13 protein-coding genes are annotated in these 12,775 nt (G+C 70.5%); 6 read left to right on the top strand and 7 right to left on the bottom strand.

The genetic code is table 11. The features are described 5' to 3' along the window. Positions 1-95 precede the first annotated feature (95 nt). Positions 96-1,070 carry a LysR family transcriptional regulator gene (locus WS49_RS22445; protein WP_059533420.1) on the bottom strand — a complete coding sequence of 325 codons (975 nt, stop codon included), beginning with the start codon at positions 1,068-1,070 and terminating at the stop codon, positions 96-98. Between the two features lie 38 nt (positions 1,071-1,108). Between WS49_RS22445 and WS49_RS22440 the strand changes: the two genes are divergently transcribed. From WS49_RS22440 to WS49_RS22430, 3 genes are all read left to right on the top strand, one after another. Beyond that, the gene (locus WS49_RS22440) at positions 1,109-1,840 is read left to right on the top strand and encodes a glutathione S-transferase family protein (protein WP_059533418.1); all 732 of its coding nucleotides are present in this window, start codon (positions 1,109-1,111) and stop codon (positions 1,838-1,840) included. A gap of 127 nt (positions 1,841-1,967) precedes the next feature. Further along, positions 1,968-2,594: a DUF2239 family protein gene (locus tag WS49_RS22435; protein ID WP_059533416.1), complete on the top strand. Its 627-nt coding sequence runs from the start codon at positions 1,968-1,970 to the stop codon at positions 2,592-2,594. Between the two features lie 16 nt (positions 2,595-2,610). After that, a complete protein-coding gene (locus tag WS49_RS22430) occupies positions 2,611-3,948 on the top strand; it encodes a carotenoid oxygenase family protein (RefSeq protein ID WP_059533518.1) in 1,338 nt (445 codons plus the stop codon). A gap of 13 nt (positions 3,949-3,961) precedes the next feature. Here WS49_RS22430 and WS49_RS22425 read toward each other — a convergent pair whose 3' ends face one another. Genes WS49_RS22425 through WS49_RS22410 form a run of 4 tightly spaced genes read right to left on the bottom strand, consistent with a single transcriptional unit; the run spans position 3,962 to position 8,220 of the window. Next, positions 3,962-5,128: an ABC transporter permease gene (locus WS49_RS22425; RefSeq protein ID WP_059533414.1), complete on the bottom strand. Its 1,167-nt coding sequence runs from the start codon at positions 5,126-5,128 to the stop codon at positions 3,962-3,964. A gap of 4 nt (positions 5,129-5,132) precedes the next feature. Then, positions 5,133-6,287, bottom strand: coding sequence for an ABC transporter permease (locus tag WS49_RS22420; protein ID WP_059533413.1), 1,155 nt, complete (start codon positions 6,285-6,287; stop codon positions 5,133-5,135). Between the two features lie 18 nt (positions 6,288-6,305). Beyond that, complete coding sequence (locus WS49_RS22415; RefSeq protein ID WP_059533517.1) at positions 6,306-7,004, bottom strand: ABC transporter ATP-binding protein; 699 nt, start codon at positions 7,002-7,004, stop codon at positions 6,306-6,308. Between the two features lie 10 nt (positions 7,005-7,014). Then, positions 7,015-8,220 carry an efflux RND transporter periplasmic adaptor subunit gene (locus WS49_RS22410; protein WP_059533411.1) on the bottom strand — a complete coding sequence of 402 codons (1,206 nt, stop codon included), beginning with the start codon at positions 8,218-8,220 and terminating at the stop codon, positions 7,015-7,017. Positions 8,221-8,587: 367 nt separating this feature from the next. Between WS49_RS22410 and WS49_RS22405 the strand changes: the two genes are divergently transcribed. After that, positions 8,588-8,821, top strand: a complete 234-nt coding sequence (locus WS49_RS22405; RefSeq protein ID WP_059533409.1) for a hypothetical protein — start codon at positions 8,588-8,590, stop codon at positions 8,819-8,821. A 78-nt stretch (positions 8,822-8,899) separates the two neighbouring features. On the opposite strand, the gene WS49_RS22400 is transcribed toward WS49_RS22405, so the two are convergent. Further along, entirely contained in the window at positions 8,900-9,667 is a 768-nt protein-coding gene (locus WS49_RS22400) for a Mut7-C RNAse domain-containing protein (RefSeq protein ID WP_059533407.1), read from the bottom strand. A 64-nt stretch (positions 9,668-9,731) separates the two neighbouring features. Here WS49_RS22400 and WS49_RS22395 point away from each other — a divergent pair, with 64 nt between their 5' ends. Together WS49_RS22395 and WS49_RS22390 are read left to right on the top strand one after the other, a co-directional pair. After that, a complete protein-coding gene (locus WS49_RS22395; RefSeq protein ID WP_223963041.1) occupies positions 9,732-10,640 on the top strand; it encodes an NAD(P)-dependent oxidoreductase in 909 nt (302 codons plus the stop codon). Positions 10,641-10,711: 71 nt separating this feature from the next. Further along, complete coding sequence (locus WS49_RS22390; RefSeq protein WP_059533403.1) at positions 10,712-11,353, top strand: LysE family translocator; 642 nt, start codon at positions 10,712-10,714, stop codon at positions 11,351-11,353. Between the two features lie 73 nt (positions 11,354-11,426). Here the strand turns inward: WS49_RS22390 and WS49_RS22385 are convergent, their stop codons facing one another. Next, positions 11,427-12,707 (bottom strand): MFS transporter, encoded by a 1,281-nt coding sequence (locus tag WS49_RS22385; protein ID WP_059533401.1) that lies wholly within the window; start codon positions 12,705-12,707, stop codon positions 11,427-11,429. Positions 12,708-12,775: the final 68 nt, after the last annotated feature.

Here is a 12,775-nt window from a genome sequence, read left to right as displayed (position 1 = left end):
CACGCTTTCATGCCAATTGCTGACTTGATCGATTCAGGAATTGGATCGATTGGAGGCGGACGCGAATTGTGGGCGCGCTTCGCCGGAGGGTTCGTTCATGCGTGCGCGTCGTCCGGGGCGGCGCCGTGGTGGGCCGCGACGTGTTTCGCGAGAAACTCGACCGCGGCGCGCACGCCGGGCAACTGGCCGCGCCGGTGCGGCATCAGCAGTGTGGTCGTGACGGTGCCGGCCCGCCAGCCGGGCAGCACGCGCACGAGCGCGCCCGACGCGAGCGCGGCGCCCGCGATCCAGTCGGGCAGGCATGCGACCCCGAGGCCGGCCGTCGCGGCCTGCAGCAGCAGCGTCGACTCGTCCGCCTGCATCCGGATGCGCGGCGCGACGTCGACGGTGTCGCCGGCGCGCTGCAGCCGCCATGGCTGAGGACCGGGATGAAGCCCGTCGTGCCGGGCTAGGTCGGCCGGCGCGTCCGGCGTGCCCGCACGCGCGAGATATGCCGGCGACGCAACGGCGACGATCGGCGACGTGGCCAGCGGCCGTTGCACGAGTGCGGAATCGGGGAGCGGTGCGAAATGGCTGCGGACCGCGATGTCGAAGCCTTCCTGCGCGATGTCGACGAGCCGGTCGCTCGCATGAATCTGCAGCAGCAGCTTCGGGTGCGCGATCGCCAGTGCCGGCAGGCACGGCGCGAGGATGTGCTGCGCCACCGGCACCGAACTCGTGATCCGCACGACGCCGGCCGGTTCGGCCGCCTGCCGCAGCACGGCGTCGCGCGCGCTTTCGGCCTCGATCACCGCCGCGCGCGCATGCTCGAAGAATTCGGCGCCGACCGGCGTCAGCCGGAAGCTGCGCGACGTGCGATGCACGAGCCGCGCGCCGAGCGTGCGCTCGAGCTCGGCCACGCGCTTGCTGACCGTTGATTTCGGCAGGTCGAGCCGACGTGCGGCCGCCGACATGCTGCCCGCGTCGACCGCCTGTACGAAGAGGTAGAGATCGTTGAGATTCACTGTCGGCGTCCACCAGGAGAAACGACGAGTTTCGATTCTAGCGGCTACTGCGCGATCGTTCGTCATGGGAGCATGATTGCTCGATCAACTTCTGCGAAATCCCCATGTCTCCGATCCTTCTCTACGGCATTCCCGCCGGCTGCTCGTTCGGTTCGATCGTCGCGCTCGAATGGGCTGGCCGGCCCTACCGGCTGTCGCGCATCACGATGCCGGGCCTCGTGACGAGCGACGCCTTCCTCGCGCTGAACCCCGCCGCCGAGACGCCGGCGTTCGTGACCGCGAACGGCGACGTGCTGACCGAAAGCGTCGCGATCCTCGGCCATGTCGGCGCACAGGCACTCGACAGCGGCCTCGCGTTCCGCCAGGGCAGCGCGGATTTCGACCGTCTGAACCGCATGCTCGCGTGGTTGAACACGACGTTCTTCAGCGCGTTCGGCGCGCTCTGGTACGTGTACGAACACGGCGCCGAAGGCGCCGAGAAAACCGTGCTGCAGGCATATGGTCGCGGCAAGGTGCTGAAGGCACACCGTCACCTCGAGGCACTGCTCGAGCGCCGTGACGGTCCGTGGCTGCTCGGCGCGCAACGCACGCTGGCCGACGCGTATTTCGCGGGAATCGCCCGCTGGGCGGACTATCACGCCGTGTTCGAGCAGGACGCGTTTCCGCGTGTCGCCGCGCTGCGCGCACGGCTTGCCGACGACGCCGGCGTGCAGTTCGCTCACGCGATCGAGGAAAACCGGCCGCTACCGGCGTCGTCGGCATTCGAGGGGCATGTGTCGCTCGACGATGCGCTCGCCAGCGCGCGCGTGACCGCGATGTCGGCCACGACGCCCTGAAGACGGGACAGCGCGCTCACTCGACGCGCGCACGATGTCGGCAAATTTTTACCCGGGTGATATTGACATTCAATTTATACCCGGATAAAAATAGCGTCATTCCGATTTCTGCCTACGGGCGACCACGATGACGCTCTCCACACTTCTCCCTTCCTACACGGCGTTCGACGGCCACCGGCGCGTCGCGTCGGGTCCGCTCGCGACGGTGGCGGTGGCGGTCCGGCAGGCGGCCGGCGACGCGATGTCCGGCACGATCGTGATCTTCGACGACGCGACCGGCCGCTCGATCGACCTCGACCTGCGCGGCACGGCGGACGATATTCGCGCGCGTTACGCGCCCGCGCCGGGCGAGGCGTCCGCGTCCGCCGGCGAGCCGGCCGGCGCGGCCGAACAACGCGGCCGCGGCCGTCCGAAGCTCGGCGTCGTGTCGCGCGAGGTCACGTTGCTGCCGCGTCACTGGGACTGGCTCGCCGCGCAGCCGGGCGGCGCGTCCGTCGCGCTGCGCAAGCTGGTCGAGGACGCACGGCGCACGCACGCGGCGGCCGACCGGCGCCGCGACGCGCAGGCGCGCGCGTACCACTTCATGTCCGCGATCGCGGGCGACCTGCCCGGATTCGAGGAGGCCGCGCGTGCGCTGTATGCGAACGACCTCGCGCGGATGGCCGAGCTGATCGCCGGCTGGCCCGACGACGTGCGCGGTCATGCGCTCGCGCTGGCGCACGGCGATCTGCCGCCGTCGACCGAAGACTGCTGACGGAGCACACGACGCGATGACGACGTTCGATCTGAACCGCGGCGCGATCGCGCCGGTCGCCGACGAAGTCGACCTCGTCGACCTGCGCGTGACCGGCGCGATCCCGCCCGAACTCGACGGGACGCTGCTGCGCAACGGCCCGAATCCGCCGGGCGGCCGTTTCGAGGGCAACGACGTGCTGTCGTGGTGGCCGGAAGCGGCGATGCTGCACGCGATCGCATTCGAACGCGGTCGCGCGGCCGGCTACCGGAACCGCTGGGCGCGCACGCGCCGCTGGGCCGACGTGCATGCGCCGGAGCAGGCGCCGCACCTGCCCGACACGAATCCGAATGTGAACGTGCTGCAGCACGCCGGCGAATTGCTCGCGCTGGCGGAAGGCGGCGCGCCGCTCGCGATCACGGCCGCGCTCGACACGCTCGGTGCGCCCGCGCGGCACGCGGCGTTCGGCGGCGCGATGACCGCGCATCCGAAGGTCGATCCGGTGACGGGCGAACTGATCCTGTTTCGCGCGGACTGGCGCGCGCCGTGGCTGCGCTATGGCGTTGCCGACGCGCAGGGCGTGCAGCGCGTCGACCTCGCCGTCGACGTGCGCGCGCCGTCGATGATGCACGACCTCGCGATCACCGAAACCCGCAGCCTGCTGCTCGACCTGAACGTCGGCTACGACTTCGCGATGCTGAAGCAGGGGCACCGGATGCCGCTGCGCTGGCACGACGACCGCGACGCGCGGATCGGCGTGATGCCGCGCCACGGCGGCGACGTGCGCTGGTTCGGCATCGAGCCGTGCTTCATCCAGCACGTCGTGAACGCGTACGACTGCGATGCGTCGTGCATCGTGCTCGATGCGGTGCGCTATCCGTGGTTCCTGCGGCTCGACGCGCGCACGGGCCGCTTCGCCGACAACCCGGTCGGCGAGCTGTGGCGTTACGTGATCGATACGGCGAACGGGCTGATCGACGAGGGGCCGCTCGCCGACGGCGGCATCGAGCTGCCGCGCATCAACGAAAGCCGGACGGGGCGCCGCTACCGTTATCTGTATGCGGCCGAGCAGCCGAACAATGCCGAAATGCGCGGCGTGATGCGCTTCGACCACGTGCGCGGCACGACGACGCGTTACGCGGTGCCGGCCGGCGACCAGAACGGCGAGCCGGTGTTCGTGCCGCGCCCGGGCGGCGCCGACGAGGACGACGGCTGGCTGCTGGTGGTGGTCTACCGCGCGGCGACGGATACGAGCGACGTCGTGATCCTCGATGCGCGCGCGATCGACGCGGCGCCGGTCGCGACGGTGCACCTGCCGCGTCGCGTGCCGGCCGGGTTCCACGGCGCGTGGGTGCCGCGCGAGCGTCGGGCGTGAGCGGCCGCGCGCGTCACTGCGCGCGCAACGCGTCGACGATGTTCAGCCGCGCGGCGCGCATCGCCGGCAGGAACCCGCCCACGAGCCCCATCACCAGCGAGAACAGCAGTGTCTTCACGACGATCGCGGGCGTCAGCACGAAGCGGAACGACAGGTCGGAGAAGGTCTGGAAGTTGGTCGTCGAGAACGACGCGAACTCCATCAGCGATGCGCACGCGAGCCCCGCGACGCCGCCGACGAAGCCGAGCAGCAGCGCCTCCAGCAGGAACGCGGCGAGCACGTTCATGCGCTTGAAGCCGAGCGCGCGCAGCGTGCCGATCTCGGCGGTGCGGTTCGCGACCGACGCATACATCGTGATCATCGCGCCGATCATCGCGGCGATCGAGAAGATCGTCGACAGCGTGATGCCGAGGATGTTGATGAAGGTCGACAGCGCCTTCGACTGGTCGCCGTAAAACGTCTGCTCGCGTTTCGCTTCATCCGTCAGGCGCGGGTCGACGTCGATGTCGGCCTTGAAGCGCGCGAAGCCGTCGGCGCTCGGGATGCGCAGCACCATCGACGAATAGCTGGTGCGCCGGAACGACTGCATCAGCTGGTCGACGTCGCCCCAGATCTCCGAATCGAAGCCGCTGCCGCCCGCGTCGAAGATGCCGACGACGGTCCAGTCGCGCTGCGCGAAATGCAGGCTGTCGCCGAGCTGCGTGCCGCTGAAGCCTTTCGCGATCGCGCTGCCGACGACGATCTCCGACGAGCCCGGCGCGAACGCGCGGCCGGCCACGAGCTTCACGCGCGGGCGCAGCGCGAGACCGGCCGGCGACACGCCGCGGATCACGACGTTCGACGGTTTGCCGCTCGACGTCTTCACGAGCGAGATCAGCACGACGGCTTCCTTCGACACCCGCGGCCGGCCATCGGGGCCGAGCGCCACGGCCGGATGCATCTCGAGCGCGTTGGCCTGCTGGTGGTCGATCGCGCTCTGAATCTCGGTTTCCGCGCCCTTGCGGATCACCACGACGTTGTCCGGTTCGCCGGTCGACACGAGCGTCTGCGTGAGCCCCGCGTCGAGCATCTGCACCGTCGCGAACACGAAGATCACGAGCGCCATCCCGCCCGCGGTGAGCGCGGTGGTGAGCCGGCGGGTCCACAGGTTGCGCGCGATGTAGGTCAGCGGAATCGCCATGCGCTCATCCGATCGCCCGCAGGCCTTCGACCACGCGCACGCGCGCCGCCTGCCACGCCGGCACGAGCGCGGCCGCGAGGCCGACCGCGACCGAGCACGCGGCCTGCAGCACCATCGTCTCGGCCGACACCTTGAATACCGGGAAGATGCCGCCCGCGGCCTGCTTGAAGAGGCTCGCGGCCGGCGGTGTCGCGAGCATCGCGAGCCCGCCGCCGACCACCGCGATCACGACCGATTCGCCGAACACGATCAACGCGAGAAAGCCGGGGCCGAAGCCGAGCGCCTTCAGCGTCGCGTATTCGGCGGTGCGTTCGCGCGCGCTCATCGCCATCGCGTTCGCCATCACGGCCATGATGATCAGGATCACCACGTACGACACGACGCGGATCGCCGCGATGATCTGGTTCGACATCGCGACGAAGCCGAGCTGGAACGCCTGCTCGGTCTCGGTCAGCGTTTCGGCGAGCGAGTTCTTGAACACCGCGTCGACGTTGCGCGCGATCGCGGCGCCGTCGTCCGGGTTCGCGACGCCGAGCACGAACACGCCGACCTGGTCGGCCTGCTTCGGCGTGCGCTTGCGCACCGTCTCGTTCAGGTAGTCCCAGTGAAACACCAGCTGGCGCGTGATCGTCGAGTCGTCGCGGCCGTCGAGAATGCCGCGCACGACGAAGTCCCACGTGCCCGGATAGATCGTGCCTTTCAGCGGAATCACGTCGCCGACCTTGAAGCCGAACTGCGTCGCGAGCTGGCGCCCGACGAGGCAGCCGCGGCGGTCGCGGTCGTAGTCGGCGCGCTGCTGCGCCGGGAGGATGAACTCCGGATACAGGTCGAGGTAGTTCTCCGACACCGCGAAGCTCGCGAAGAAGTTCTTCGGGTCGCGGTAGATGCCGCCGAACCAGTTCGAGCGGACCACGGCGGTCACGCCGTCGACGCCGCGGATCCGGTTCTCGTAGCTGACCGGCAGCGGAAACACGAGCGAGATCGCGTTGCGCGTGACGAGCCGGCCGCTGGACGCGGCGGCCGCGCCCGCGTACCACGCGTCGACGACGGTGTGCAGCAGCCCGAACGCCAGCACCGCGATGGTCAGCCCGAGCACGGTCAGCAGCGTGCGCAGCCGGTGCCGCAGCGCATTGCGCGCGATCAGCTTCAGCACGTACATCGTGCGCGCTCGCGTCCGTCAGACGGCGTGCCCATCGATCAGCTCCCCTTTTTCCAGATGCACGAGCGAGCGCGCGGCGGCGGCCGCGTGCGCGTCGTGGGTCACCATGATGATCGTCTTGCCGAGCTCGGCGTTCATCCGCTGCAGCATCGCGAGCACGTCGGTGGCCGATGCGCGGTCGAGGTCGCCGGTCGGCTCGTCGGCGACGATCAGCACCGGATCGGTGATCAACGCACGCGCGATCGCGACGCGCTGCTGCTGGCCGCCCGACAGCTCGGACGGGTAATGGGTCGCCCGGTCGCCGAGATGCACCATGTCGAGCACCAGCTCGACGCGCTCGCGCCGTTCGCGGCGCGACAGGTGCGTGAGCATCAGCGGCAGCTCGACGTTCTCGAACGCGGTGAGCACGGGCATCAGGTTGTAGAACTGGAAGATGAAGCCGACGTTCGCCGCGCGCCATTCGGCCAGTTGCGCTTCCTCGAGCCGCGAGATGTCGAGGCCGCCCACTCGCAGCTCGCCGCTGTCGGGCCGGTCGATGCCGGCGACGAGATTGAGCAGCGTGCTCTTGCCGGAACCCGACGGCCCCATCAGCGCGACGAAGTCGCCTTCGCCGATGTCGAGCGTGATGTCGGTCAGCACCGGCACGATCTGGTTGCCGCGCCGGTACGACTTCGCGACGTGGCTGATCTCGACGAGCGGCGGCGCGGCGTCGTTCACGCGCGCCACGCTACTTCTTGGCGACGGTCACTTTCGCGCCGTCCTTCAGCTTCGCGCCCGGCGCGAGCACGACCGTGTCGCCGGGCTTCACGCCGCGGATCGCGACGAGTTCGCCGATCCGCGCGCCCTTGGTCACCGCCGCCGCATGCACGGTGTCGTCCTTCACGACGAACACGACCGGCCGGCCGTCGCGCTCGACCACCGCGCTCGCCTGCACGGCCGTCACCGGTTGCCGGTCCTGCGGCGACGCGGGCTTCGACAGGAACGCGATCTTCGCGCTCATGTCGGGCAGCACGCGCTCGTCGCGGTCGACGAAACGCACCTTCACGAGCACCGTCGCCTTCGAGCGGTCGACGGTCGGCACGATGCGCGACACGCGGCCCGCGAAGCGCATGTCGGGCAGCGCGTCGAGCTGGATCTCGCACGGCTGCTCCGCGCGGATCTTCGCGATGTTCGATTCGGCGACGTCGGCCTCGACCTCGAGCGTGTCCATGTCGGCGATCGTCACGACCGCGCCCTTGCTGTCCGACGCGGACGAGAACGGCGTGATGTTGTCGCCGACGTTCGCGTGTTTTGCCAGCACGATGCCGTCGAACGGCGCGCGAATCACCGTCTGATCGACCGCGACCTGCGCGGCCTGCGCATTGGCTTCGGCGGACGCGATCGCGGCCTCGTCGCTGTTCACCGACGCGCGCGCCTTGTTCACGCGGGCCGTGTCGATGTCGAGCTGCGCGGCCGGCACCGCGCCCTTCGGCGCGAGCGCGGCGGTGCGGCGCAGCGCGATCTGCGCGTCCTTCAGCTCCGCCTGGGCGACGCCGAGATTGGCGCGGGAGACTTGCGCCTGCGCGCGTGCCTGCGCCAGCGACGCCTGCACGTCGCGGCTTTCGAGCCGCGCGATGATCTCGTCCTTCTTCACGCGCGTGCCTTCGAGCACGCCGAGCCATTCGACGCGCCCCTGGCCCTTCGACGCGACCGCGGCCTTGCGCTGCGGCACGACGTAGCCGGTCGCGTTGAGCTGGGTGTCGTTCTGGTACGGGTAGGCGGATGTGACGGCGGTCGTGTCGACCGTCGGGCGGCCGGTGAGCGCCAGCACGGCGACGATCGCGACGATGACGAGCGCGGCGGCGACCGCATAGCGGACCCACCGGCGCCGGCGTGGCGCGGTCGCGACAGGACGCCGGTCGATTTTCAGTTTGTCCAGATTGTGATCGGGCAATTTGGGCGCCTCGCGACGGCGGCGGTCTCGCGACCGGCCGCGTCCGGTTGGGACGGAAGGAGGCCAGTATAGCGTCGCGGCGGCGGGCGCGAGAGGCGGTTTGTCGGACGATTGATGCACGTGCCGCGGCGCGTCGTGCGGGCCCGAAACCGGCGCCTACGGGGAAACCCGAGGGATGCAAGCCGCATGTCAACTCGTCGCGCGGGCGACGCGTTATGGAGCCAGTGCATCAGAATTCGTCGAGGCGGAAAGGCAGGCGCCGACCCGCCCGGCGGCGACCGGCAGCCCGGCGCGACTGATGTTCCGATGCGGATGCCTCGCATCTCTTACCGGTACGTTTGACTTTTTCTCCGCTAAAGGAAGAACAATGAAGAAGACGCTCGCTTCGATCATGACCGCAGCATTCGCTCTCGCATCGGTTTCGGCATTCGCACAGGCGTCGGCGCCGGCAGCCGACACGTCGGCCGCGGCATCGGCACCGGCCAAGAAGGATCACAGCAAGCCGAAGCACCAGCTGAAGCAACACGGTTCGGCGAAGGGCAAGGCGAAGGCCGCAGCCGCTTCGGCCGCCGGCACGAACGACGCAGGCGCGCAGAACTAAGCACGCTTCGCCGGGGCTGGCCCTGCCAGCCGCCCGTCGCGAAACCCCGCACGCTCCGGCCTGCGGGGTTTTGTTTTTTCAGGCGTCCGCGACGTCCGGAACGTCGAGGGCAGCGGGCGGCGGCGCGCGCATCGCGTCGACCACCGCGCGCATGCGCCGCCAGTGCGACCCTTCCCAGAACACCCGCCGGCACACGTCGCACGCGGCAAAGCGCCGGTGCCGCTGCCGGACGCCGTCCGGCACGCGCGGGGCGGCGTCCGCCGCATCGAGCGCGTGCAGCGGCGCGTTGCAGCGCAGGCACAGCCGGAACGGCCGCATGTGCGGCGCGAGGTCGAGCCGCGCGAACAGTTCGCGCAGCTGCGCGTCGGGCTGCTGCGCGTGCAGGTAGCAGCCGCGTGCGACCGCGCGGCGCTTCAGCAGCTCGCGGTCGCGGGTCAGCACGATCCGGCCTTCGCGCGAGGCGAGCGCGACGAGCTCGTCGTCGCGGTAGTGATTGTCGTAGCAGGTGTCGAAGCCGGCGAGGCGCAGCAGCTGCGCAAGGCCGCCGAGGTGCGCGTCGGCGACGAAGCGCCAATGGTCCGGTTGCGGCAGCGGCGATGCGGCTGCCGGCTGCGCGCGCTCCGGATGGATGTCGACGCGGTCGCCGTCGCCGAGCGGCCGGTCGAGGCCGGCCGGTGCACCGTTCACGCAGAGCCGGCCGATTTCCGTATGCGGGACGCCGAGCGCCTCGATCGCATGCTTGACCGTCGCGTCGCGGGCAAACGCGTGCGCGAACGCGCGCTCGCGCTGGGCGCGAGCGAGAAACGCGTTCAGTTCGCCGTGGAAGCGGAAGGTCGCGGTCGCCATCCGGGCAGTATCGCACCGCGCACCGCGCGCCGCCCGTCGCCGGGGCTGCAGGTCACCGCCATCTGTGTTTAACTCCACGCTTCACGAGTCGAAGGAGCGGGAAATGGATCTCGGATTTATCGGGCTGGGAGAAATGGGGCAGGCGATCGCGACGAACTTGCTGAAGGCAGGGCATGCCGTGCGGGTCTGGAACCGGTCGCGCGAGCGTGCCGAGCCGCTCGCCGCGCTCGGCGCGCAGATCGTCGCGACGCCGGCCGACGCGTTTCGCGGCGATGCCGTGTTCTCGATGCTCGCCGACGATGCCGCGGCGCGCGAAGTATTCGACGACGCACTGCTCGCGCAGGCGCCGCGCGGCCTGATTCACGTGAACATGGCCACGGTGTCGGTCGCGCTCGCCGAGTCGCTCGCGCACGCGCATGCGTCGCGCGGTCTCGCGTACGTCGCCGCGCCCGTGATGGGGCGCCCGGACGTTGCGGCCGCCGCGCGCCTGACGATCATGGCCGGCGGCCCGGCCGAGGCCATCGACCGCGTGCAGCCGCTGTTCGACGCGATCGGCCAGAAGACCTGGCGCTTCGGCTCGCTGCCGCAGCATGCGAACGTCGCGAAGATCGCGGCGAATTTCACGCTCGCGTCGGCGATCGAGACGCTCGGCGAGGCGTCCGCGCTGCTCGGCGCGCACGGCGTCGCGATGCGCGACTTCCTCGACGTGATCACGAACAGCGTGTTTCCGGGGCCGGTCTACGAAGGCTACGGCGGGATGATCGCCGAGCGCAGCTACGAACCCGCGCGTTTCAAGGCGCGCCTCGGGCTGAAGGACGTGCGCCTCGCGCTGCAGGCCGGCGACGCCGTATCGGTCCCGCTGCCGGTGGCGAGCGTCGTGCGCGACAGCCTGCTCGATGCGCTCGCGCACGGCGGCGGCGAACAGGACTTCGCGGTGCTCGGCGAAGTCGCGCTGCGCCGCGCGGGCCGCTGAGCCGACGCGGGACAGACACGCCGCGCGCGCGGCATAATCGACATTTCGTTTCTCTTTCGATCGGGGTGGGCATGAACCTGCATACGTGGTGGCTTTTCGTGGCGACGGTGTTCGTCGTGTCGGCGATTCCGGGTCCGAACATGCTGCTCGTGATGACGCACGGCGCGCGGCACGGGCTGCGGCGTTCGGCGTGGACGATGGCCGGCTGCCTCACCGCGCTGGTGCTGATGCTGTCGGTGTCGGCGGCGGGCCTCGGCGCCGTGCTCGAGGCATGGCCGGCGATGTTCAACACGTTGCGCTTTGCAGGCGCGGCCTACCTGATCTATCTCGGCGTGAAGGCGTGGCGCGCGCGCGTCGACGACGAGCAGCCCGCGACCGACGTCGAAACCGTGTCGCGCCAGGTCGCGTCGGCATCGCGCTGGGTGCTGTTCCGCAACGGTTTCCTGGTCGCGGGCAGCAACCCGAAGGCGATCCTGTTCGCGGCCGCGCTGCTGCCGCAGTTCATCAACGCATCCGAGCCGACGCTGCCGCAGTTCGGCATCCTCGTCGTCACGTTCGCGGTGATCGAGGTGAGCTGGTATCTCGTCTACGCGTCGTTCGGCACGCGCATCGGCGCGACGCTGAAGAGCCAGAGCGTCGCGAAGGTCTTCAACCGGCTGACGGGCGGCCTCTTCGTCGGCTTCGGCGCGATGATGGCGCTGGTTCGTCACTGAATTCGGCCCGCGCGGTCCGCCGGACGCCCCGCACCTCGTCAGAGGGCGGGGCGTTTTCCTGTCCGGGCCCGCATCACGCGCGCGGCCACGCGGCGGCGCCGTCCCGGCGGCCGGCCGACCAGCCGTATGCCGCGGCCGCGCCCGCGAACGCGAAGCCGACGCCGCACACGGCGCTCCACCCGCCCCATGCCCATGCGCTGCCCGCGAGCGCCGCGCCGAGCGCCCCGCCGACGAAGAACAACCCGACGAACAGCCCGTTCAGACGTCCGCGCGCGGCCGGATTCAGCAGGTTGATTTCGCGGCGGCCGATCGTCTGGTCGACGATCACGCCCGCATCGAGCAGCGCCGCGCCGCTGGCCAGCAGCGCCAGCGCGAGGCCGCGGTGCGCCGACGCATCGAAGCCGAACCAGCCGGCGCCGGCGATGCCGAGCACGGTGAGCGCTGCGAGCATCGTCACGTGCGCGATGCGCTGCGCGGCCGGGCCGTGGCCGCGATCGCCGGCGCGGCCGGCCAGCGGCGTGACGATCGCACCGCTCGCGCCGGCGAACGCGAACAGCGCGATTCCGTGCAGGTCGAGGCCGAACGGGGGCTGCGCCAGCCGCAGCCCGACGGCGGTCCAGAACGCGCTGAACGCGGCCATCGCGAGCGCGGCCGACAGCGCATGTCGGCGCAGCACGGGTTCGTCGGCCAGCAGGCGGCCCATCGACGCGAGCAGCGCGCGATAGCCGGCCGTCATCGGCGGCACGCGCGGCGGCAAGCGTAGCGCGAGCACCGCCGCGATCCCCGCGTTCGCGAGCGCGGCCAGCGCATAGAACGCGCGCCAGCCGGCCGTGCCCGCGATCAGGCTGGCGAGTGGCCGCGACAGCAGGATGCCGAGCATCAATCCGCTCATCACGTTGCCGACCGCTCGCCCGCGCTGCGCTTCGGGCGCCATCGACGCGGCCATCGGCACCAGCATCTGGATCACGCTCGACGCGGCCCCCGCGGCCAGCGTCGCGAGCAGGAAGACGGTGCCGGATCGCGTGAACGCCGGCAGTGCGAGCGCGGCCGCGCACGCGACGAGCGTCGCGACGATCAGACGGCGGTTCTCGAGCAGGTCGACGAGCGGCACCAGCAGCACGAGGCCCGCTGCGTAGCCGAGCTGCGGCAGCATCGCGACGAGGCCCGCGAGGCCGGACGGCAGCCGCAGGTCCGCGCTGATCGGGCCGGTCAACGGCTGCGCGGCGAACAGGTCCATCACGATCACGCCGACCGTCGCGGCGAAGAAGAGCGTCATGCCCGCACTGAGTGCGGGCGGCGGTGCGCCGCGCGCGGGGTGGCCGGCGGGCGAGCAGGAATCGGCAGGGCAGTTCATCGGAAGCCTGGGTTTCGAGCGAAGGAATCCCCATCGTAGGCGCCCGATGTTTATGCGACAATTGAAAT

Origin of the sequence: Burkholderia sp. RF7-non_BP4, from assembly GCF_001521935.1 — a bacterium.
In the GTDB taxonomy this organism is placed as follows: domain Bacteria; phylum Pseudomonadota; class Gammaproteobacteria; order Burkholderiales; family Burkholderiaceae; genus Burkholderia; species Burkholderia diffusa.
Note: the sequence above shows the minus strand (reverse complement) of the source record. Positions and strands in the feature narration are given on the sequence as shown.